This is a genomic window from Mariniflexile ostreae (assembly GCF_042427585.1).
GTDB lineage: Bacteria > Bacteroidota > Bacteroidia > Flavobacteriales > Flavobacteriaceae > Pseudalgibacter > Pseudalgibacter ostreae.
This window is the reverse complement of record NZ_JBHMFC010000105.1, coordinates 13579-35677: the sequence shown is the minus strand read 5'-3', so window position 1 is coordinate 35677 and position 22099 is coordinate 13579. Positions and strand designations below refer to the sequence as shown.

Genomic DNA, 22099 nt, shown 5'->3' with positions numbered 1-22099 from the left:
AGTCTTTTTTTATGTCTTTACTTTTAAAAACTTCTTGTAATTAATTCCTTCTATAAAAAACTTTAAATAGTTCTCTAGTATATTTTAGAATCTTTACAGAATATCAATTAAATCTAAAGGGTGATTTAAAATATGCTTTGCACCACCTTCTATTAACTCTTTTTTATCTCTAAAGCCCCAGAGCACTCCTACGGCTAACATGTTGGCATTATTAGCGGTTTGCATATCTATAGCGGTGTCGCCCACATAAATAGTTTCCTCAGGTAGTACTTGTAATGTTTTACATAGTTCTAGGGCTACATGTGGGTTTGGTTTTTTGTGAGCTTCTATTTTTAAACCTAAAATGGGGTTAAAATAACCGGGAAACAACGCTAATACAACCTTTTTTGTAAGTTCGTCTGCTTTATTGGACAATACACTCAGTTTTATCGGTTGTGTTTTTAATTGGTCTAATAACGCTACAATCCCATCGTATGGTTTTGTTTTAACGGTACACTGTTGGCTGTAAATAGCCATCATGGCTTCAAAACAGGTGTCTATTTGTGCTTGGTCTCGTTGGGCTTCTGGTAATGCGTTAACAACAAGGCTTCTAATACCACTGCCAACAAAGGTTTCATAAGCTTTGTAGTGGTGCGTTGGATATTTATAGCGCTCAAGCACAATATTCATGGCATCTCCTATGTCTTCTATGGAGTTGACTAATGTTCCATCTAAATCAAAAATAATCGCTTTATAGGTCATCTTTTATAAATAAAAATTAATAATAGAGTATGAGTATATGCGCGTTACATGCCATGCTTTTCACGTGTTACGAATGGCAAAGTAACTTTGCGTTTATAGCAAAATTAATGCTTTTTATTTTGCTTTATTGGTTAAATGGTTAAATGATGATAATTTTATTACTATGAGAATGACGGGTTTTATCTCTTAGTTTGTAATATTAAGTCGTGGTGCTAATTTTTGAATTTTTGAATTATTTTTCGAAAACCATTATAAACAAAAGCATTTGTTTTAGCATAATTAAAAGAAAGAATACAAACTATAGCCATAAAGCATATTGCCCCAATAATGGCTTCTGTTGGGTTTAGGGATTTATCCCAATAACGTTTTAGACCATAGCCCGTGTAACTTCCAAAGATAATAATAAAATGAAACACATAAATAGATAAGGTTTTTTCGCCAATACGTGTGATAATAGATTGTTTTAAAAAACGTTCAAGTGTATAAAATACAGCGAAAATAAGGAGAACATTCCCAAAGCGGGTAAAGAGATAGTTGTAGTTGGCTGAAGCTTTAAAGAGTTCAAAATGGGTGATATCATAAAGCTTTAACAATGTGCCTGAAGAATAAAAGAGTAGGAAACAACCAATTATAGAAAAAGAAAAGATGGTGAAAAGTTTAAAGCGGGGCCGGTGTACATGTCTAAAAAAAACAGTGGCCAACCAAGCACCAAAAGCAGAATACCCAAACCAAGGTAAAATAGTAAAAACAGAACCATTTTCTTTAGTTATATAATTTGCAAAAAATTTAGGAACAGCGCTTATGGACAAATCTCTGTACAGTGGCTCACATAAAAAAGTTGCTATGGCTATAAAAGCAAGGATGCATGATAAGATATAGCTGTGTTTTTTAAATAGGATATGCAATAAAACCAAAAGTATTAAAGACAGGCCAATACATTGCAAAACATCTACTGCTAGAAAATTGTAGTTAAACTTACCGCTTAACCAATAAAAAACATTCATTCTTAGGCTATAACCAATTGCGATAAGTAAAAGGCCTCTAGAGAGTCCTTTCTTAATTCTATCCTGGTCCTTTCCTTTAGAGTGCGCCCTAAGTAACAAATACATAAAGACCAAACCAGAAATAGTAAAAAAAACAGGAGCCGTTATACCCCTAAAATAAAGCCAAATATTATAAAAAGTATTGGTGGTATCTCTGTATATAGGATCAAGAAGCGAATCGATGAAATGTCCTTGAAGCATCATTAAAATAGCAAATGCTCTAACAGAATCTATAAAATATAAACGATTGGTATGCAAAATACTCGGTTTGGTTGGGGTAAATATACAGCATAAGATTTGAAATAATAAAAGTGAAAATATATAAATTTATTATAAAGACATTTAAGCAGTTTTAAAAGAATAATAATCGATTTTTTTTTTGTTTCCAAACCTAATCGAATACTATCCTGTAGCTAAACACGCTTTTAGCTTCTAAAAAAACGTGATTTTAAAATGAATCAAGGTGTTAAGGTGGTGTCGTTTAGAGCATGATTATACATTGTGTTTAACATACTACTTATAGATGTCTGATTTTTTAATTAATCTATTATTTCACTACTATTATTAGGTATAAAAACTCTTAAAATAAAGCCTTATTCTTAAAATGATTTAGGTTATGCATAGAAAAAAGCTAAAAAATACATATTAATTTGTTATTTTCGGAAATCAGTACTAATTATAAAAAAGATAAGCAGATGAGTAATTACCACATAAAGCATTTAGAAGAGTATTATCAAGTTTACAGAAAATCTGTAAGAGAGCCTGAAAATTTTTGGGAGGAGGTTGCGGAAGAGCATTTTATGTGGCGAAAAAAATGGGACAAGGTTTTAAGTTGGGATTTTTCAAAACCAGATATAAAATGGTTTGAAGGGGCACAATTAAATATTACGGAAAACTGTATAGATAGGCATTTAACAACGCGTGGCGATAAAACGGCTATTTTATTTGAACCTAATAATCCAGACGAAGAAGCAGAACATATTACGTACAAGCAATTGCATGAACGGGTGTGTCAATTTGCAAATGTGTTGAAAGATCAAGGTATAAAAAAAGGAGATAGAGTCTGTATTTACTTGCCTATGATTCCAGAATTGGCAATTTCTGTTTTGGCCTGTGCTAGAATTGGTGCTATTCACTCCGTTGTTTTTGCTGGGTTTTCTTCAACAGCATTGTCAACTAGAATAAATGACTCCGATTGCAAAATGGTTATAACCAGTGATGGATCTTATCGTGGTGCCAAAACAATTGATTTAAAAGGCATTGTAGACGACGCTCTAGAAAACACTCCAGGTATTGAAACGGTTTTAGTTGCAAAACGAATTCATTCAGACATAAACATGAAAGCAGGTCGGGATAAGTGGTTGCAACCACTTTTAGATGATGCTTATAAGGATTGCATGCCTGAAATCATGAATGCCGAAGACCCTTTGTTTATTTTATATACTTCTGGCTCTACAGGAATGCCTAAGGGAATGGTTCATACCACTGCTGGTTATATGGTATACGTATCTTATACCTTTAAAAACATATTTCAATATACCGAAAAAGATGTGTATTGGTGTACTGCAGATATTGGTTGGATTACAGGGCATAGTTATATTTTATATGGTCCTTTAGCAAATGGAGCAACAACCCTCATGTTTGAAGGTGTGCCCCATTATCCAGATTTTGGTCGTTTTTGGGAGATTATCCAAAAACATAAAGTTAATCAATTTTACACCGCACCCACCGCTATTAGAGCATTGGCGAAACAAGGTTCGGAATTGGTAGATAAGTACGATTTATCTTCATTAAAGGTTTTGGGTTCTGTTGGCGAGCCTATTAATGAAGAAGCTTGGCATTGGTATAATGATAATGTTGGTAAAAAGAAAAGTCCGATTGTAGATACATGGTGGCAAACGGAAACAGGTGGCATAATGATCAGTCCTATTCCATTCGTAACACCAACCAAGCCCACCTATGCTACATTGCCCTTTATTGGCATCCAACCCGCACTTATGAGTGAAGAAGGAGAAGAGTTAAAAGGCAATCAAGTTGACGGGCGTTTGTGTATAAAATTCCCATGGCCAGGAATGGCACGTACCATTTGGGGAAATCATCAGCGCTACAAAGACACTTATTTTACTGTATATGAAAATAAATATTTTACAGGTGATGGTGCTTTACGTGATGAAGTGGGCTATTATAGAATAACAGGTAGGGTGGATGATGTTATTATTGTATCGGGGCATAATTTAGGAACCGCGCCAATTGAAGATGCTGTAAACGAACATCCTGCAGTATCCGAGTCTGCTATCGTTGGGTTTCCTCATGAAGTAAAAGGAAATGCACTATATGGTTTTGTTATTCTAAAAGATACGGGTGAAAGCAGAATACAAGATAATGTGCGCAAAGAAATTAATCAAATTATTACCGAACACATTGGACCAATTGCGAAATTGGATAAGATCCAATTTACAAGTGGCTTGCCAAAAACACGATCAGGAAAAATTATGCGTCGTATTTTACGTAAGATCGCTTGTAAGGAAACCAGTAATTTAGGAGACACGAGCACACTGTTAAACCCAGAAGTAGTACAGGATATTATTGATAATGTTCTGTAGGAGGACGAAACATCACTTTTTTAATAGGTAGCCCCATTCCATATGCTTTCGTTTGTCTAAGCGGGATAGGATTTTTAAAAACACAATAGCAGTAATAAGCGCATCGCCACTGGCGGTGTGCCTATCTACTTTTGGCACGTTTAGTTCTTGGCACAAATCGTCTAAGGTGTAATGGTTTTTTAAGTTTTCGCGGTATATGATGTGTTTGGACTTGGTAAATAGATATCCAGTATCAATAAATTTGTTTTGGAGTTTTCCCAAACCATGCCTTAACAGCATTTCATTCATCATATTTTTATCAAAATTGGCATGATGTGCTATTAAGACTGAATTTTTTATATAATTCAAAAAGAGTTTTATGGCTTCTAATTCGGTTATTTTATTATAGGTACTTGTCCTTAGCAATTCGTGTATTTTAACAGTATCAGGATTAAACACATCTTGTTTTAAATACAGTTCCAAACTCTCTTTTATAGGAATAGATTTACCAACAAAAGCAACGGCACCAATGGAAAGTACACGGTCTTTATGTATATCAAAACCTGTGGTTTCTGTATCAAAAGCTACAAATCGAGTCGTTTGAATGGAATCCTTTTTTGCAGTTTTAAAATGTTCAAGATAAGTTAACCAAAAGTCTGGATAGGTGTTTTGTTTTTTTTTAAACCAATTAAAAATCATTTATAGAAAATTTTTTAAGTCAAATCTAATTTTTAAAACTTCTTGAATTTCATGTATAGGCTTAAAGCAACGCCTTAATTTTAATTTTTCTTCTTTGGTTAAAATTTCTAAATCTATAAATTTACCTGGGTTATTATGCAACAATCCTTGCTTGGTCTTGAATTTGGACAGTGCCTTAAAGGCATACGAGCAAGATTCGTGTAACTCTTTGTTTTCAGGCTCTAGCTCTGCTAATTTTTCAAAACGTTTAGAGGTATTGTTCACCCCTTTTATTTGTTTGCTTAAAACCAATAGTCGGGCAGCATCAACTAAAGGCATTATGGCTCTGCTTTTAATATTGAATAGTTCTTTTTGCTCCCCATTTTGTTCTACTAGAAATTGTCTAAAAAAACCAAGAGGCGACGGACTTTTAACCGCATCACTTCCTAAAAATTTAAAAAACAAATTGGTTTCCTTTAAGGTTTTGTAAATTGTATCTGTAAGTTGATCCACGAGGTCCGGATTGCCGTAAACAGAGTTGTAATCAAAAAATATAGAGGATAGCAAAATGGCTTTTTCGTCGGGTTTTAAAATCCAATTTTTAAATTGCGTTTTCCAATTTGTAATGGACTTGCACCATTCTGGGTTGCTGGCCATCATGTCGGCTTCGCAATATTCAAACCCTACTTTGTTTAAAGTGCTGGTAACTAATCGTGATAACTCTAAAAAATAAGCTTGTGTTTCGGCGTATTTAGCTTCAGGAACATCTTCAAAAATTAAAGCATTATCCTGATCGGTAAAAAGCAATTGTTCTTGCCTACCTTGGCTCCCCAAAGCCAACCATGAAAACGCAACAGGTGGAGGTGTAGGCATTTTTTTTATTGCCAATTCTATGGCACGCACTGTTGTTGCATCATTTATTTCAGAAATCACATTGATAATATGCGATATGGGAATATTTTGCTCTATATAGCTTCTTAATAAGCCTTTAGCTCTAAGTCTAGCTGCACGGAGCTTTTTAGTGCGTTTACAACGCTTTATTTCTTTCAATATAACGGTCGGGTTATTGCCTAAAGTAACCAAAATATCATGATGGGATAATACCCCAACAACTTTAGAATTTACGGTACCGTCTTTGGTAATGCATAAATGGCCAATATTATTTTTTATCATTTTTAACTGCCCATCTGCTACTGTTAGATTTTTTCTTCCAGTAGTTACCGGGGCATTCATGATATTGTTTACTGATGTTTCAATAGGAAATTCTCCTGTTGCAATTTTATGTTTTATATCACTATCGGTAATAATACCCACAGGTTTTTTATCACCATCTACCACAATAATACATCCAATTTTATGTGAGCTCATTTTTTTTGCAGCATCTTTCAATGAGGATGTTATATCACAGGTAATAGGGTTTTTGGTGTAATTTGCAGATTGGAAATTAACTATGTCCTGAGATGTATTGGGCAAATAATCAACAAAAATTTGGCCGGCTTGCTCTGCCGTATATGGGGCATATGTATTTGAGGCAAAAGAGGTGATTAAGTATTTTTGTATTTTGGCATTATTTTCTGTAACCGATTGAAATACAGCTATGGGAATGGCATAAACTATAGACTCTTCATTAGCTGTAGCAGTCAGCGTATACGGGGCCTTAACCATTAGGGGTTGCAAGCCAAAAGCATCACCTGCATCATTGATGTTCATAAATTCATTTACATTACCGTTATCATAATATAAATTTATTGCACCGTCTCTAACCACATAGAAATAATCATGACTGGGCTCGTCCTTTTTAAAAATAGTATCTCCCTTTTCTAAATACATAATAGTGATTTCAGAAGAAATTTGCTTTAAATATTTAGTAGATAATAAATTAAATGGAGGATAACCACTTATAAAATCTTGTACTCTTTCGGCAATGGAGTTTTTCATATATTTAAAAATAAGCTTCCATGTGTAATAAGCATTATGCGTTTTAATCCTGTAAGGTAAGATGTTAGAAATAGTCCCGATAGTTATAGAACAATACCCTACCTTACAGGTTAAAGGTGTTAGATCATTTTAAAGTCTAAAAGCAATTCACCTTCAATAGAGGCTTGTAAATGGTCGCCTTTAAAAATTTCGCCAGTACCACTTGCAGGAGTTCCTGTAAATATTAAGTCACCTGGTTGTAAGGTCATATATTTTGAAACAAAAGAAATAATATCGCTAAAATTATAAATCATATAGGCTGTATTTCCTACTTGTTTTTTTTCGCCATTTATGGATAACTCGAAATTGATATTATGGAGGTCTGGAAAATTGGCAACAGGTTTAAAAGGGGAGATAGGCGCTGCACCATCAAAACCTTTACCCAAATCCCATGGGCCTTTTGTTTCTCTGCAGGCATTAAAAACATCTTTAGCAGTATAATCGATCCCTATTCCGATTTCTGAAATATAGGAAGCTGCATCGGCATGCGCAATGTCTTTTCCTGTTTTTCCGATTTTAATTACAAGTTCAGCCTCATAAACCAATTGGTTAGTGAAACTCGGGTAAACAACATCTTTATTGTCTTTTACAAGACTGGATTCTGGTTTGGAAAAGATAATCTGATTCCCACTCTTATTTGCAGCGATTTCTTTTATATCACTTACATAGTTTTTTCCGATAGCTAATATTTTCATAAGGCTTAGATTAATTAGGTTTTAAGTTGTAAATTTAAGGAATAAACCTATAATAATTTATTGAATTTAAATTAATGATTCGTATTCAAACAATCATTAATTTTACTTCCATAACTATTATTAATTTAAACTATTATGGCAAAATCTCAAGACGCAAAAAAAAATGTAAAAAAAGAAGCTGCTTTAACTCCTAAAGAGAAAAAAGCAGCAAAGATTGCTAAAAAAGCAAAACGTACTTAATTAACTTATAATGTATTTAATAAAAAACACCTTTTTCGAGGTGTTTTTTTATTTTAAATCTGATTTCGGTTTTTAAACAAAATTCTCTATTTTTTTTAATTCCTATATAGTTTCTGTTACCGCAGTGTCTCACACTGAAAAGTATTATAAGATTTATAAAGTGGGTTTATTGATTTTTTCAATATATTATCAGCTGCTACAGGTCCTGTAAACTCGCAATGTTTATATGGTAATCATATTGTAAATCTTCGTGAAGCGAGCTAACTATTTTTTTAACAAGTAATAGCTGCCGGTTGTACATGTTTATCAATTGTTGGCTGTTTCTAATGCTTGGAGAGAAGTTTTTTAGTTTTTCGCAGAAATATAATAAAAGCTCAACTTCTGTTTCTTTGTTTTGGGAGTATCGAATATACTTTTTGGTATTCGTTAATATTTTTCGCATACTTTTCCGAATATAAAAATAGCTTTTAATATTGATGCCCTCAAATTGTTCGTCTATATGCACTTTAACGCTTTCTATATAAGCTTCTTCATTAGAAGATTCAAACAAAAGATATGTGAGCAACTCTTTGTTTTCTTTTTTAAATCTGGAAAGCCTTAAACATAAATCTTGAAGATCTTGGTGTGAGATGGCCTTTAACTCGTCTTTGAGTACTTTAAGCGGAACAGCTTTCATAATGCTTTAGAAACTTACCTTAAGGCTGGGTATTGGCTAGGATTTACTTCATGCATAACATAATAAACTGCTTCGTAAATATCTTCGTTAGAAGGTTTTGAGAAATAATCGCCATCGCTACCATACGCCGGCCTATGTGGTTTGGCTGTAAGGGTTTTTGGAGCGCTATCTAAATACCTAAAGGTATTTTGAACATTTAAGATTTCATTTAATATATATGCGGAAGCGCCTCCAGGAACGTCTTCATCGATTACCATCACCCGATTTGTTTTTTTAATACTTTTGGCAATATCATGGTTGATATCAAAAGGAATTAAGGACTGTATGTCTATAATTTCGGCATCGATACCAACTTCAGAAAGCTCTTTTGCGGCTTGTTCGACAAGGCGAAGCGTTGAGCCATAAGAAACCAAAGTAATATCACGTCCTTCTTTTATAGTTTCTACTACACCAATAGGTGTGGTAAAACGCCCCATGTTATTAGGCATTTTTTCTTTAAGTCTATAGCCGTTCAAGCATTCTACAACAAGTGCGGGTTCATCACATTTTAAAAGCGTATTATAGAATCCGGCGGCTTTAATCATGTTTCTTGGCACCAAAACCAGAATGCCTCTAATTAAATTGATAATACCGCCCATTGGAGAGCCAGAATGCCAAATACCTTCTAATCTATGGCCACGTGTACGAATAATAAGTGGGGCTTTTTGACGTCCTTTTGTTCGGTAATGTAACGTAGACAAATCATCGCTCATAATTTGCAAACAGTACAATAAATAATCTAAATATTGAATTTCTGCAATAGGACGCAAGCCTCTTAAGGCCATACCGATACCTTGGCCAATAATGGTAGCTTCCCGAATACCTGTATCGGCAACCCTTGGCTCGCCATATTTGAGTTGTAGGCCTTCAAGACCTTGGTTTACATCACCAATATTACCGGTGTCTTCTCCAAAAATAAGCGCTTCTGGATAAGTATCAAAAATGGCATCAAAATTATCTCTAATAATGATTCTGCCATCTACCAATGGCGCATCGCTATCATAATTTGGTTGTATTTCCTTAACGTGTTTTGAAGCTTTTTGAGATTCTGAGTATAAGTGGGAACTGAATTTGGGTTGTATGGATTCAAAATAATGATTTACCCAGTCGCATAGTTTTTTGCGCTCTATTAGGGTTTCGCCAGCAGAGGCGTAAAGAGCTTTTCTTGCACTGGATAAAATCTCTTTCCGTGAGGGCTCTTTAATATTTGCTAAGGCATTTTTTATAAAGGCTATTTTTTTTGCATTATTACTAACGCCTTCTAAGCTATTTAAAACGCTAAGCAGGTTTTGTTTTTCTTTTTTTACGGGTTCTATAAAAGTGGCCCAAGCTCTTTCTTTACCGTCACGTACGTCTTTTTTGATAAGACGCTCTATATTTAGTAGACTTTCGTTAGAGGCGATGCCACTTTCGATAATCCACTCCCGCATTTTTTTATTGCAATCATGATCGGCTTCCCAAGCAAGCCGTTTTTTGCTTTTATAACGTTCGTGAGAACCAGAAGTAGAATGTCCTTGTGGTTGAGTTAATTCCACCACATGAATAAGTACAGGAACGTGTTCTTCTCTTGCAATAGTGGCTGCTTCCATATAGGTTTCCATAACGTTAGGGTAGTCCCAACCTTTAACCCGAAGTATTTCAAGTCCGTTCTTCTTAGAATCACGTTGAAATCCTTTTAGCACTTCCGAAATGTTTTCTTTGGTAGTTTGGTGTTTGGCGTGTACGGAAATACCGTATTCGTCGTCCCAAATACTAATAATCATAGGTACTTGTAAAACACCTGCAGCATTAATGGTTTCAAAAAACACACCTTCCGAGGTACTGGCATTTCCTATCGTTCCCCAGGCTACTTCATTGCCTTTTACAGAAAACCGAGAGGCATCGATGTTATCTAATTTCCTGTATACTTTAGACGCTTGCGCCAAGCCTAAAAGACGAGGCATTTGTGAGGCGGTAGGGGATATGTCTGTACTGGAATTGTATTGCTGGGTCTGATCCTTCCATTGTCCGTGATCATCTAAAAGATGTGTGGTAAAATGACCGCCCATTTGGCGACCCGCAGACATGGGCTCATGCTCTAAATTGGTATTGCCATAGAGTCCTGAAAAAAACTGCTCGATCGAATACTCTCCAATCGCCATCATAAAAGTTTGATCGCGGTAATATCCAGATCGCCAATCGCCTTTTAAAAAGGCTTTTGCCATGGCTATTTGAGGGATTTCTTTACCGTCACCAAAAATTCCGAATTTTGCTTTTCCAGTAAGGACTTCACGACGTCCTAAGAGGCTACACTCCCTACTCATAACTGCCATTTTGTAATCCTTTAAAACTTCGGCTTTAAAATCTTCAAAAGACATGTTGTTTTGTAAATCGGGAATAGTTTGCATTTGAACAGGTTTTTCGCGTGTAGCAAAAATAGTTAAACTTTAGGAGTATTACAATTTAAAAATCCTTTAATCCTGTAGCAGATATTGATAGAATGCAGATGAATTCGGTTTTACTGCCATGAGAGCTGAAGATCTGTTTTGAAAGGGAATTAAATAAAAAAAAGAACTAATTTAGTACCAACGTCTTCTAAATAAGCCTAATAACGATTGCGGGTCTAACGTGAATTTAAATCTAATTTTTTCATCGTAGCGCGGTTGGCCTACTTCCCAGCCTAAATTAGAGTATATGGGGAAATATACTTCAAAATAATCTGTAACTAAGTTGATGCGAATTCCAGAATCATAAACTAATTTGGCACTGTTAAATTTGTTTTTCACCAATCCAATATCTCCATAAACCAAAACATATTTCCATAAGGTTGTACTGCTATTTAGCGTTGTAATCCATTGGTTTGCAAATGGAGTGTCGAGCTTTGATTTAAAACCTCCCTCAGCATCAATATACTGTTGACTAAAGATTCCGCTGGCTTCCGAACGCCCTAAATAATTATATTCAAATAAATAATCTGTAGGCCGGTCTAGTGCAAAACTAAAATAATTTGTTTCTAGAGGTGTTTTGTTATATAAAAAAGCACCAGTAAAAAAACGTAAATTCAGTTGGCGGTTACTTTCAAAAAGTTTTCTATATTCATAGTTCAGGGCAATTTTTGAAAATGTTTTTCCAATTTCAAGATCCGTATCCCATTGATTATGGGTAATTAAATTATTATTGGATTTTAGATACTTTACATTAAATATACTGTAATTGGGCTTTGTGGAGTTTGATATATTGAGAACATCATCATCTCTTTTAATATCCACATAACGTACCGTTAGCACATCTCTTTTATTGGATCGAAAATTATCGTCTTCTCTAAATGAAAAGTTTACGAATGGCGATACTTGCCTAACAAATAAATCTTTGGCGTACGATTTATAGCTTCCCGATAGCCCATACCTAATGGCATATAAGTTTTTGTTTTCGATAAAATGATTGACAGAAAAAGATGCGCCACCTGTTAAAGATTTTGATTTTAGAGAGTATTGTGGTTCGAGGCTGTAGGTAAAGTGTTTTCGTAAAATGGTTTTATTATAGGTTCTAATACCAATATCGATACCATCGTAGATGTTATTGAACTCTAAAATAGGCATAAAGAACACTTGGTTGTAATAGGGATCTTCAATATCTTTAAAAAGCCGAAACTGTAAAGGTTTGTTGTTAAAAAAGAACCCTTTTAATGATTTCCAATTGTCTCTAAGGTTGTTTTCGGGAATCACATTGTTATAATTTAAAACCAGCTTGTTGGCATGGTTTCGGGGGATGGTAAGCGTTTTATTTCCTATAATGTTTTCTACCCAGATTTTGGAAATAACACTGTCGTTTTTAAGCGTATAAAGCGATATAGGCATACTGTTATGGCGCTTGTTTTTTATGGTAAGCGTAACAGAGTCTTGGGTTTTAGAAACGTTTTTTATTTTAAAATCAATTTTACTTCTTGAATTTATGTAATCTTTAAAGAACCAATCAATATCTTTAGGTGTTTGTGCTTTAAGATAGGTTTCAAAGGCCTTTGGAGAGGTTGGTTTGAGTTTGTATGCTTTTAAAAACGATTTGATGGTGACTTCTAAAACATCTGCATTTATAAAGTCGTCTAAATACTGAAAACCGATTCCAGCTTTATATTTATTACCAATATTCTCATTAAACTTCAATAAAGAATCTTTTGGCATAGACAAAATTTGGTCTCTATTGGTTCGGGCCATAAGCATATAGGCTAAAATATACTTGTCGTTGTACTTTAAGCTAGCTGCATGGAACGACCGTATGCCCCAAATATTGGACATGGAACCTAAAAACTTCAAATCTGGATAATAGAGCTCCACATACTTCATTAAAAAATACACTTGGATACCGTCAAAAAGCCATTGGTCTTTTCTGGGGTTGATAAGCAATGTGTTTTCTAGGTAATTTTGAAGTGTTACTTTTAATATTTTTAGTTCATATTGAAAACTAGTGGAATAGGTTTTTAAAAATTTAGGTAGAAAATTTAGCCCATATACAGGATTTTTTGAAGCCTCTAACTGTGCTAGAACTAAGCTTTCATGTGGATAAGCCCCTAAATTATCACTTAAGAATTTGGTGATTTTTTCTGTAATGAGGATTTTCTCCAATAGTTCCAAGTTTTTTTCTTCAATATCGGAAATAATAGCAAGGCTATCATTTTGGATGGCGGTGAATTTGGATTCCTTATTTAAAAACAGTTTACTGGATACTCTATCTTTTCCTTCTAACGTAACTGTTTTATTTGTAGGGGTTTCCGTGTTGCTAACCCTGTTTAATTCGGAGGTAAGATGATAGTTTTTAGGAAATTCAGCTTTTATAGTAATATCGGCTTTAGGGATAAATAAGTCATCCAAGTTTTTATTACTGTAATACTGCCATTCTCCATCATAAACAGCAGGTGTAATATACCAATATCTCAAATTTAAATCTCCATTTGTAGCGGCGCCGTAGTTCGTAAATTTATCGCGGGGTACTTTAATTAAGTAATCGAGCTCAAGTGTATAAGAGGTATGGGGCTGTAAGACGTCTTTTAATATGACTTTAATAACATCTGGGTTATTTTTTAAGCGTTCAAAACTAAGGTTTTTATCAAATTGCTTAAGTGAAATGAGTGTTGTAAAACCTCGCTCTTCTTCCTTAGCAAAATGGAAAGCCGTTTTATACTCATCCGTTAGCCTTTTGGCTAAGGGTGTTTTTTTTGAAGAATAACTATGGTTCCAATCGTTTAAATAAACACTTTTAAGTGTATCGGATGTGGTATTGTGATATCGTATGGTTTGAGAAATTGATATTTGATTTTTTTCAATATCAAATTTAGCTTTTATATCTATGGTGTTCTGACCAAAGCTAATCATACTCATTAAAAGGAGTACGAGTATGTAACAAAAACGAATACTCAAATTATTCTGATACCATTTTAAAATCCATATTAAATGTAAGTGATGGCAATATAACAAATTCATATTTAAAAAATAATTTTTTATATGATTAGTATATTAAGCACTTTAACTAAACGCTTATCGAACCATTTTAAAAGTTAGGGCTTAAACCAGATTCTTTATAGAAATTATCCAATATGGTAATCACTTCTTCTGGCGTGTCTACCAAATGTACAAGGTCTAAATCTTCTGTACTAATGCTGACAAACTTATCCAAAAGTATTTTTTTTATCCATGACAAGAGGTCTTCCCAAAATTCTGTACCGACTAATATAATCGGGAATTTTTCGATTTTATGGGTTTGTATTAAGGTAATGGCTTCAAACAGCTCATCTAAAGTACCAAAGCCGCCAGGCATTACAACAAAACCTTGGGAGTATTTAACGAACATAACTTTTCTAACAAAAAAATAGTCGAAATCCAGACTTTTATCAGGATCGATATACGGATTGTCGTGCTGTTCAAAAGGAAGGTCGATGTTTAATCCTACCGAAGTGCCACCGCCTAAATGAGCCCCTTTATTGCCCGCCTCCATAATGCCAGGGCCACCGCCTGTAATAATGCCATAACCGGATTCTACTATACGCTTGGCAATGCTTTCTGCAAGAAGATAATAGGGATTGTCCGGTTTTGTTCTTGCCGATCCAAATATGGATACGCAAGGCCCTATTTTGCTGAGTTTCTCGTAACCATTTACAAATTCGCCCATAATTTTAAAAATGGCCCAAGAATCGTTTGTTTTTATTTCATTCCAATACTTACTATGTTGTTCTTTTCTCATGTTCTAAATCTTTAATATTTTATACGTAATACTTGTGGGCATGTGCATATAAGTTGCCCGTGTTTTACATCAGTTCTTTTTTCAGGAATTTCGCCGTATAGCTTTTTTTATGCTTAGCAACTTCTTCTGGTGTACCTTCTACAATAATGTTCCCCCCCCCTTTACCACCTTCGTAGCCAATGTCGATAATATAATCTACTGTTTTAATAACATCTAGATTGTGTTCTATAATGAGAACCGTATTGCCTTTATCTGCTAATTTATTGAGAACTACCATAAGCACACGGATATCTTCAAAATGTAGACCCGTGGTAGGCTCGTCCAGAATATAAAATGTATTTCCGGTATCGCGTTTGCTTAACTCGGTTGCCAATTTTATACGCTGTGCTTCGCCGCCAGAAAGTGTTGTACTTTGCTGCCCTAAAGTAATATAGCCTAAACCGACATCTTTAATGGTTTTAAGTTTTTTATGGATTTTCGGGATGTGTTCAAAAAAGTCTACAGCTTCATTCATGGTCATGTTCAAGACATCGCTAATAGATTTTCCCTTGTAACGGATTTCTAAGGTTTCACGGTTAAAACGTTTGCCTTGGCAGGTTTCACATTCAACATACACATCTGGGAGAAAGTTCATTTCTATAACTCGTAAACCTCCGCCCTGACACGTTTCACAGCGTCCGCCCTTTACATTAAAACTGAATCTTCCAGCTTTATAGCCACGTATCATAGCTTCTGGTATCTTTGCAAATAAAGCCCTAATTTCCCCAAAGGTACCCGTATAGGTGGCAGGATTGCTTCTAGGAGTTCTGCCAATAGGCGATTGGTTAATGTCTATTACTTTATCGATATGCTCTAAGCCCTTAATGCTTTTATAGGGCATCGGTTTTTTTACGCCATTAAAATAATACGCGTTTAAAATAGGGTAGAGGGTTTCATTGATTAAAGTAGATTTTCCACTACCGGAAACCCCCGTAATACCAATCATTTTTCCTAAAGGAAGTTTTACCGATACATTTTTAAGGTTGTTTCCTGTACAGCCTTTTAGCTCTAAGAATTTACCATTGCCTTCACGTCGCTGTTCTGGGATTTCTATTTTTTTTGTACCATTTAGATATGCGGCCGTAAGTGTATCGTGGGTTTTTAATTCATTTGGAGTACCCACACTAATAATTTCACCACCATATTTGCCTGCTTTAGGTCCAATATCGATAACATAATCGGCACGCTCAATCATATCCTTATCATGCTCCACTACAATAATAGAGTTTCCGAGGTCGCGAAGTGCAACAAGCGAGTTTATTAATTTCTCGTTATCACGTTGGTGTAAGCCAATACTGGGTTCGTCTAGAATATATAAAACACCCACCAATTGCGAACCTATTTGGGTGGCCAAACGAATACGCTGTGCCTCGCCACCCGAAAGGGACTTCGAGCTTCTGTTTAAGGAAAGGTAATCCAAGCCTACATCTAAAAGGAATTGTAATCTGGTTTTTATCTCTTTTATAACCTCTTCAGCAATTTTTAATTGTTTTTCTGAAAGATGGGTATTCAAATTGGCAAACCATTCCGATAATTCTACGATATCGGTATTTGCCAGTTGGGCAATATTCTTTTCATGGATTTTGAAGTACAGAGACTCTTTTTTTAAACGAGACCCTTCGCAAACAGGGCAGGCAACCTTATCCATATAGTCTTTTGCCCAGCGCTTTAAGGAAGCAGATTCTGCGGTGTTATATTGGTTTTCAATAAAGTGCGCAACGCCCTCAAAATCGATTTTATAATCGCGTGTTACGCCCAGTATTTTACTTTCTATGGAGAATTTCTCGTTTCCACCGTATAGAATCATCTGTTTGGCGGCTTCAGGGATATCCTTATAAGGATCGGTCAATTTAAAGTCAAAGCGTTGTGCAATGGTTTCAAACTGCTTAAAAATCCAACTGTTTTTTGCAGGGCCATGAGGGGCCAATGCTCCAGCTTTTATGGATAAGGAATCGTCTGGAATAATTTTCTTTTCGTTTACCTGATATAAACTGCCAATACCATTACAGGTATCGCAAGCGCCCTTTGGGGAGTTAAAGGAAAAGTTATTGGGCTCGGGGTTTGGATATGAAATCCCCGAAGCCGGGCACATTAAATTTCTACTAAAATAACGGGCCTCGTTAGTGTCTTGGTCTAGCACCATTAAAATATCTTCGCCATGGTACATAGCGGTATTGATGGTTTCTGTAAGGCGTTTGTCGTTATCTGCAGAACCATCAATAACCAATCTATCGATAACAATTTCGATATCGTGGGTTTTGTAGCGATCCAACTTCATGCCTTTTTTAAGGTCTTGGATAGCGCCATCTGTTCTAACTTTTACAAAGCCTTGTTTAGCGATTTGCTCAAACAATTCTCGATAATGGCCTTTTCTAGATCGTACAACGGGTGCTAAAATGTTAATGCGTTTTCCTTTAAAATCACTAACAATCAGTTCCTTTATCTGCTCGTCATTATAACTTACCATTTTTTCGCCTGTATTATAGCTATAAGCATCACTGGCTCTAGCAAATAATAGACGTAAAAAATCGTAAATTTCGGTAATAGTTCCTACAGTAGATCGCGGCGATTTGCTCGTCGTTTTCTGTTCAATAGCAATAACAGGGGAGAGGCCGTCAATTTTATCGACATCGGGACGCTCTAAGCCTCCTAAAAATTGTCTAGCATATGCCGAAAACGTTTCTATATAGCGACGCTGTCCTTCGGCATAAATGGTATCAAATGCTAAAGAGGATTTACCGCTGCCCGATAAGCCTGTTATCACCACTAATTTTTCCCGTGGTATGGATACATCAATATTCTTTAAATTATGGACGCGTGCGCCTTTAACTTCAATAAAATCTTCAAAATCGCTCATAGATAAATTGCAAATCTGCCTGTCTGTTAAGACAAAGTAGCAAAGTTACGATTTTAGTTGCTAATTTTTTGTGAAGATTTATTTAGTATTTATTATTATTGTAACACATTTATAAAGTATCGGATGTTTTTGGAAAGGTGTACTTTCTCATTTTATAAAACATTTCGATTATAAATTTAAAATTAATTGTTTAATGAATACTAACTTTCTGCTTTCGCAGGATTGATACATATGAAAATACTCGGCATAGGCTCTAGAATAGACCATTCGGAATACGGAAAAGGAGTGGTTACCAACGTAACTTCCCAGCATTATTGGGTAACATTTATTGAAAACGGATTGGAAACTATTGATTTGGATAGTGCATTTGAAATTATTGAAGCTGCAGATGGCGATGTAGATACCGTTAGTTTTTCTGAAATAGAAAGCAGTCTGGTACAAATTCTTAAAAAATGGAGCGATGTGAGCGAAATAGTGCCGATTGCGGACAAGTACAAGGGCGGAAAGCTTATTTTAGAACCTAACGACACCAGTTTAAAATCGTATGAATTGCCTATTGATACTTTTTTCCATAAAATCACGATGGTGCGCGACCGGTTACGTGTTTTGGAACAGCGTATCAATGCCAGTGCGCTGGATGAACTTGGCAAAAATGATTTACAACAATATATTACTAGAAGTTATGGGAGCTTAACCAGTTTTAATATTTTATTTAAATCGAAGAGCCAACAGTTTGTTGGGCAAAAAGCCAAGTGATTTTTTGAAGATTTATGTATGAGTTTTATGGTTTTAAATAATTAGTGATTCTAAATTTAAAAGACAGTAAGTTAAGGGGGAAGGCGTGGTTTTAATGTACTTTTAAAGGAGGTATATACCCTATTCCGTTCCTTTAATATGGCTAATTTGCAAGCCCATAAAAAGAAACCTATGGAGGGTGGGGAGCCATGCACCGCTTTCGGTGGTTTCCCAATCGTTCCAAGAGGCTTCTAAGCCACCAATGGGTAATATGGATACCCACATTTTAAAGCTTTTCGGCCTACCGTTTGTATCAAATTGCCACAAATAAGAGTCGCCAGGTGTTGTGCCGCCTTGGGTATAGGTAACCAATAGCGCATCATTACCGTAATTATCTTTAACTAGAGTACGCTTTACACCTGAATCGAAAATTTTATACGGTGCAACCACCCAAAACGAATCGTTGTTAAAATACTCTAGTGCAGTATCGATAAGTTCAATTCTTTTTTGGCCTTCTGCTTTAAAGTTATGGACATAAGCTTTACTTTCTTTATGGTTATTTAAATCTAAAGTTGCTTTATAATCCTTCCAATATACTGTACATGTGTTTTTATTTTTATGCCATTTGTAATGCCTTCTATTTTTAAAGGTCCATTCCAAATAATTGGTGTTTTTATAAGCCTCATAGTCCAAAGACTCTAACATACTTTGTGCTAAACTATCAGCCTGCTCACCAGATGTTCCAACAGGAAGATCTTCGTTATATTTAAAATATACAAAGCCAAAAAGCAACACACTGGGTAGGGTTAAAAACACAACGATCCCAGCGATAATTTTAATGGTTTTCTTTAATTTTTTCGACATAAACCCTTTTTTTTTTCAGTATATTAAATGCCAAGTTATTAAATAGGATTGGTTTAATAAAATAAATAAAACTAAAACCGACAAGTGTACAATCCTAAGGATGAGTGGTGTCTGTGCTAACTATTTCCCTATTAACCCAGATCCTTAATTAAAAAACAGGATTTTTATGTAGTATGGGGCTATTTATTCTTCTTTCGAAAGCTCTAATAATTTCTCTTTTGAAAAGACAATCAATTCATCAAAGAAATCTGAAAACTCCGCTTCAAATTCTGTATAAAAGGCTTTTAGTTCAATTATGGCTTCGTTCATGCTCGAACGGTTTTTAGTCCGATGGTTCATACCAACCAAAATTTTGGAAATCCCTTCAATAGATGCATAGCTTAGCAGCCAATTATCGGCAATCATATAGGGCATCATTTTTTGAATCCGTAATGGCAAGACATCAATATTTGTTTTTAAAGCCTCATAAAAATCAGCGACATATACTTCTAACGGAATTTCGCAATAACGGCTCCAATTCTTAGCTAAAAAATGGTCGTAAAGAATGTCTACGATCACTCCCGAATAATGGCTGTACTTTTTATGCAAACGCTTGGTGCTTAGTCTTACGGTTTGATGCGCATCGGTAAAAGTGTCGATATTTCTATGTAATAAAATACCGGTTTGTATGTCTTTTGGGTAATTTTTATAATTTTTTCCTTTAATACCATCGGCCATAAAATTGCCAATAGTCACTAATTCGTTGTCTCCAGAGAGAAATATGTGGGCAAGGTAGTTCATTGGCGTAATTTACAAATTACGATCAAAGAATTACGAATTTGAAATACTATATTTGTGCCGTTATGATGTAAGGTTTTTAAACCTGTAACCTAAAAGGGAGTGTGCTTCTCTTAATTTTAAAATATAAGGATATGTATTTTAGAGGCTTACTTGATTTTAAAACATAATTTTAACACTTTCATCATGATTAATAATGAAATAAAAAATACGCAACGCAATAAAATTAAAATAAATTTATGACACTTATAAAATCAATTTCAGGAATTAGAGGAACTATTGGCGGAACCGTTGGCGAAAACTTAACTCCTATAGATGCGGTTAAATTTGCATCGGCTTATGGGGTGTGGTTAAAACAGCAACGTAATAAAGATAAGCATAAAGTGGTAGTAGGGAGAGATGCCCGTATTTCTGGTGAAATGATCCAGAATTTAGTAATGAATACCTTGGTGGGCTTAGGAATTGATGTGGTTGATGTGGGGCTTTCTACAACACCCACTGTAGAAATAGCCGTACCGTTAGAACATGCCGATGGCGGTATTATTTTAACGGCTAGCCACAACCCAAAGCAATGGAACGCTTTAAAATTACTAAATGCTAAAGGAGAGTTTTTGGATGCTGCTGAAGGTGCTAAAATTCTTGAAATTGCAGAAAGCGACCAAATGGAGTTTGCCGATGTGGACAGCCTTGGTAAGATTACAATAAACGATGCTTATATCGATTTGCATATCGATCACGTGCTGGATTTAAAATTGGTAAATGCAAAAGCTATTAAAAAAGCTGGGTTTACAGTAGTGGTAGATGGTGTAAATTCTACTGGTGGTATTGCCATTCCTTTATTATTGGAGCGCTTGGGCGTAGATGTTATTAAGTTGTACTGTGAACCAAACGGTCATTTTCCACACAACCCAGAGCCTTTAAAAGAACATTTGGGCGATTTGTCTAATGAAGTAAAAAAACATGGAGCAGACTTTGGTATCGTGGTCGATCCCGATGTGGATCGCTTGGCTTTTATGGATGAAAACGGAGATATGTTTGGCGAAGAATATACTTTGGTAGCTTGTGCCGATTATGTGCTTAGCAGAACGCCCGGAAATACAGTTAGCAATATGAGTTCTACTAGAGCGCTACGTGATATTACCGAAAAACATGGAGGTACTTATGAGGCCAGTGCAGTGGGCGAAGTGAATGTTGTGGCATTAATGAAAAAGAACCAGGTGGTAATTGGTGGCGAAGGTAATGGTGGTATTATTTATCCAGAATCGCATTACGGACGTGACGCTTTAGTGGGTGTGGCTTTGTTTTTGAGCTTATTGGCAGATAAGAAAATGAGCGTTAGTGCCCTTAGAAAAACCTATCCTGATTACTTTATGAGTAAAAAGAAAATTGAATTAACACCAGGATTGGATGTGGATGGAATTTTAAAAACCATAGAAAACCGTTATCAAGAAGAACAATTGACGACTATTGATGGCGTTAAAATAGATTTCCCTGAAAGTTGGGCGCATTTGCGTAAAAGCAATACAGAACCTATTATTAGAATTTATACAGAAGCAAAATCGCAAACAGAAGCAGATGGCTTAGCAGATAAGTTTATTGCAGAAATAGGAGCGATTGCAAAGGGTTAAAATAATACTTTTGGTAATTGAAATTTAAATGCTTCTATAAATTAGTTTTATGTGGGTTGATAAAACCAATTACAAGACATTTATGTTACGATAAATGCCGCATGGGATGCGTTGCTAATTTTAAACAATAGAGGAAACCAAATTGTTTTAGGAAAGCATCAAACAAGCTGAAGTTTAGATATTGTTTTACTCAAAATAAAAACCAGATGGAACGCCAGAATTAAAATTAATATCAAAGCTTTAAATATGCTTTTATATTTAGTTTTAATTCTGGTTTTTCGGTCTAGTCTAAAAACTAAGTTGAAGATGAATCAGAAG

The 22099-nt window shown here is 35.2% G+C and carries 15 protein-coding genes; 3 read left to right on the top strand and 12 right to left on the bottom strand.

All coding sequences use genetic code 11. The features are described 5' to 3' along the window. Nucleotides 1-93: 93 nt before the first annotated feature. Nucleotides 94-741, bottom strand: coding sequence for an HAD family hydrolase (locus ACFFU9_RS15575; RefSeq protein ID WP_379862409.1), 648 nt, complete (start codon nt 739-741; stop codon nt 94-96). 212 nt (nt 742-953) lie between these two features. Continuing rightward, on the bottom strand, nt 954-2042 hold the full coding sequence (locus tag ACFFU9_RS15570; RefSeq protein ID WP_379862408.1) for a heparan-alpha-glucosaminide N-acetyltransferase domain-containing protein: 1089 nt from the start codon (nt 2040-2042) through the stop codon (nt 954-956). A 407-nt stretch (nt 2043-2449) separates the two neighbouring features. On the opposite strand from ACFFU9_RS15570, the gene acs reads away from it, so the two are divergent. After that, on the top strand, nt 2450-4387 hold the full coding sequence (gene acs, locus ACFFU9_RS15565) for an acetate--CoA ligase (RefSeq protein ID WP_379862525.1): 1938 nt from the start codon (nt 2450-2452) through the stop codon (nt 4385-4387). Between the two features lie 12 nt (nt 4388-4399). On the opposite strand, the gene ACFFU9_RS15560 is transcribed toward acs, so the two are convergent. The 8 genes from ACFFU9_RS15560 to uvrA all read right to left on the bottom strand — a co-directional run bounded on the left by ACFFU9_RS15560 (nt 4400) and on the right by uvrA (nt 17777). Beyond that, on the bottom strand, nt 4400-5065 hold the full coding sequence (locus ACFFU9_RS15560) for a 3'-5' exonuclease (protein WP_379862407.1): 666 nt from the start codon (nt 5063-5065) through the stop codon (nt 4400-4402). Next, nucleotides 5066-6982 carry a DUF294 nucleotidyltransferase-like domain-containing protein gene (locus ACFFU9_RS15555; RefSeq protein ID WP_379862406.1) on the bottom strand — a complete coding sequence of 639 codons (1917 nt, stop codon included), beginning with the start codon at nt 6980-6982 and terminating at the stop codon, nt 5066-5068. 119 nt (nt 6983-7101) lie between these two features. Then, entirely contained in the window at nt 7102-7716 is a 615-nt protein-coding gene (locus tag ACFFU9_RS15550) for a fumarylacetoacetate hydrolase family protein (protein ID WP_379862405.1), read from the bottom strand. Nucleotides 7717-8152: 436 nt separating this feature from the next. After that, a complete protein-coding gene (locus ACFFU9_RS15545; protein WP_379862404.1) occupies nt 8153-8632 on the bottom strand; it encodes a hypothetical protein in 480 nt (159 codons plus the stop codon). Between the two features lie 14 nt (nt 8633-8646). Beyond that, a complete protein-coding gene (locus ACFFU9_RS15540) occupies nt 8647-11058 on the bottom strand; it encodes an alpha-ketoacid dehydrogenase subunit alpha/beta (protein ID WP_379862403.1) in 2412 nt (803 codons plus the stop codon). Between the two features lie 171 nt (nt 11059-11229). Further along, entirely contained in the window at nt 11230-14022 is a 2793-nt protein-coding gene (locus ACFFU9_RS15535) for a gluzincin family metallopeptidase (protein ID WP_379862402.1), read from the bottom strand. Nucleotides 14023-14191: 169 nt separating this feature from the next. Continuing rightward, nucleotides 14192-14881, bottom strand: coding sequence for an LOG family protein (locus ACFFU9_RS15530; protein WP_379862401.1), 690 nt, complete (start codon nt 14879-14881; stop codon nt 14192-14194). Nucleotides 14882-14945: 64 nt separating this feature from the next. Then, complete coding sequence (uvrA, locus tag ACFFU9_RS15525) at nt 14946-17777, bottom strand: excinuclease ABC subunit UvrA (RefSeq protein ID WP_379862400.1); 2832 nt, start codon at nt 17775-17777, stop codon at nt 14946-14948. A gap of 231 nt (nt 17778-18008) precedes the next feature. Between uvrA and ACFFU9_RS15520 the strand changes: the two genes are divergently transcribed. Then, nucleotides 18009-18533, top strand: coding sequence for a DUF8685 domain-containing protein (locus tag ACFFU9_RS15520; RefSeq protein ID WP_379862399.1), 525 nt, complete (start codon nt 18009-18011; stop codon nt 18531-18533). 120 nt (nt 18534-18653) lie between these two features. Here ACFFU9_RS15520 and ACFFU9_RS15515 read toward each other — a convergent pair whose 3' ends face one another. After that, nucleotides 18654-19376, bottom strand: a complete 723-nt coding sequence (locus ACFFU9_RS15515) for a hypothetical protein (RefSeq protein ID WP_379862398.1) — start codon at nt 19374-19376, stop codon at nt 18654-18656. 183 nt (nt 19377-19559) lie between these two features. Beyond that, nucleotides 19560-20156, bottom strand: coding sequence for an acyl carrier protein phosphodiesterase (locus ACFFU9_RS15510; protein ID WP_379862397.1), 597 nt, complete (start codon nt 20154-20156; stop codon nt 19560-19562). A gap of 236 nt (nt 20157-20392) precedes the next feature. On the opposite strand from ACFFU9_RS15510, the gene glmM reads away from it, so the two are divergent. Further along, nucleotides 20393-21781 (top strand): phosphoglucosamine mutase, encoded by a 1389-nt coding sequence (glmM, locus tag ACFFU9_RS15505; protein ID WP_379862396.1) that lies wholly within the window; start codon nt 20393-20395, stop codon nt 21779-21781. Nucleotides 21782-22099 lie beyond the last annotated feature (318 nt).

Coding starts and splice junctions, on each gene's coding strand:
- ACFFU9_RS15550 (WP_379862405.1), bottom strand. CDS start 7,716: ATGAAAATATTAGCTATCGGAAAAAACTATGTAAGTGATATAAAAGAA.
- ACFFU9_RS15560 (WP_379862407.1), bottom strand. CDS start 5,065: ATGATTTTTAATTGGTTTAAAAAAAAACAAAACACCTATCCAGACTTT.
- uvrA (WP_379862400.1), bottom strand. CDS start 17,777: ATGAGCGATTTTGAAGATTTTATTGAAGTTAAAGGCGCACGCGTCCAT.
- ACFFU9_RS15545 (WP_379862404.1), bottom strand. CDS start 8,632: ATGAAAGCTGTTCCGCTTAAAGTACTCAAAGACGAGTTAAAGGCCATC.
- ACFFU9_RS15575 (WP_379862409.1), bottom strand. CDS start 741: ATGACCTATAAAGCGATTATTTTTGATTTAGATGGAACATTAGTCAAC.
- glmM (WP_379862396.1), top strand. CDS start 20,393: ATGACACTTATAAAATCAATTTCAGGAATTAGAGGAACTATTGGCGGA.
- ACFFU9_RS15530 (WP_379862401.1), bottom strand. CDS start 14,881: ATGAGAAAAGAACAACATAGTAAGTATTGGAATGAAATAAAAACAAAC.
- ACFFU9_RS15555 (WP_379862406.1), bottom strand. CDS start 6,982: ATGAAAAACTCCATTGCCGAAAGAGTACAAGATTTTATAAGTGGTTAT.
- ACFFU9_RS15510 (WP_379862397.1), bottom strand. CDS start 20,156: ATGAACTACCTTGCCCACATATTTCTCTCTGGAGACAACGAATTAGTG.
- ACFFU9_RS15540 (WP_379862403.1), bottom strand. CDS start 11,058: ATGCAAACTATTCCCGATTTACAAAACAACATGTCTTTTGAAGATTTT.
- ACFFU9_RS15535 (WP_379862402.1), bottom strand. CDS start 14,022: ATGAGTATGATTAGCTTTGGTCAGAACACCATAGATATAAAAGCTAAA.
- ACFFU9_RS15520 (WP_379862399.1), top strand. CDS start 18,009: ATGAAAATACTCGGCATAGGCTCTAGAATAGACCATTCGGAATACGGA.
- ACFFU9_RS15515 (WP_379862398.1), bottom strand. CDS start 19,376: ATGTCGAAAAAATTAAAGAAAACCATTAAAATTATCGCTGGGATCGTT.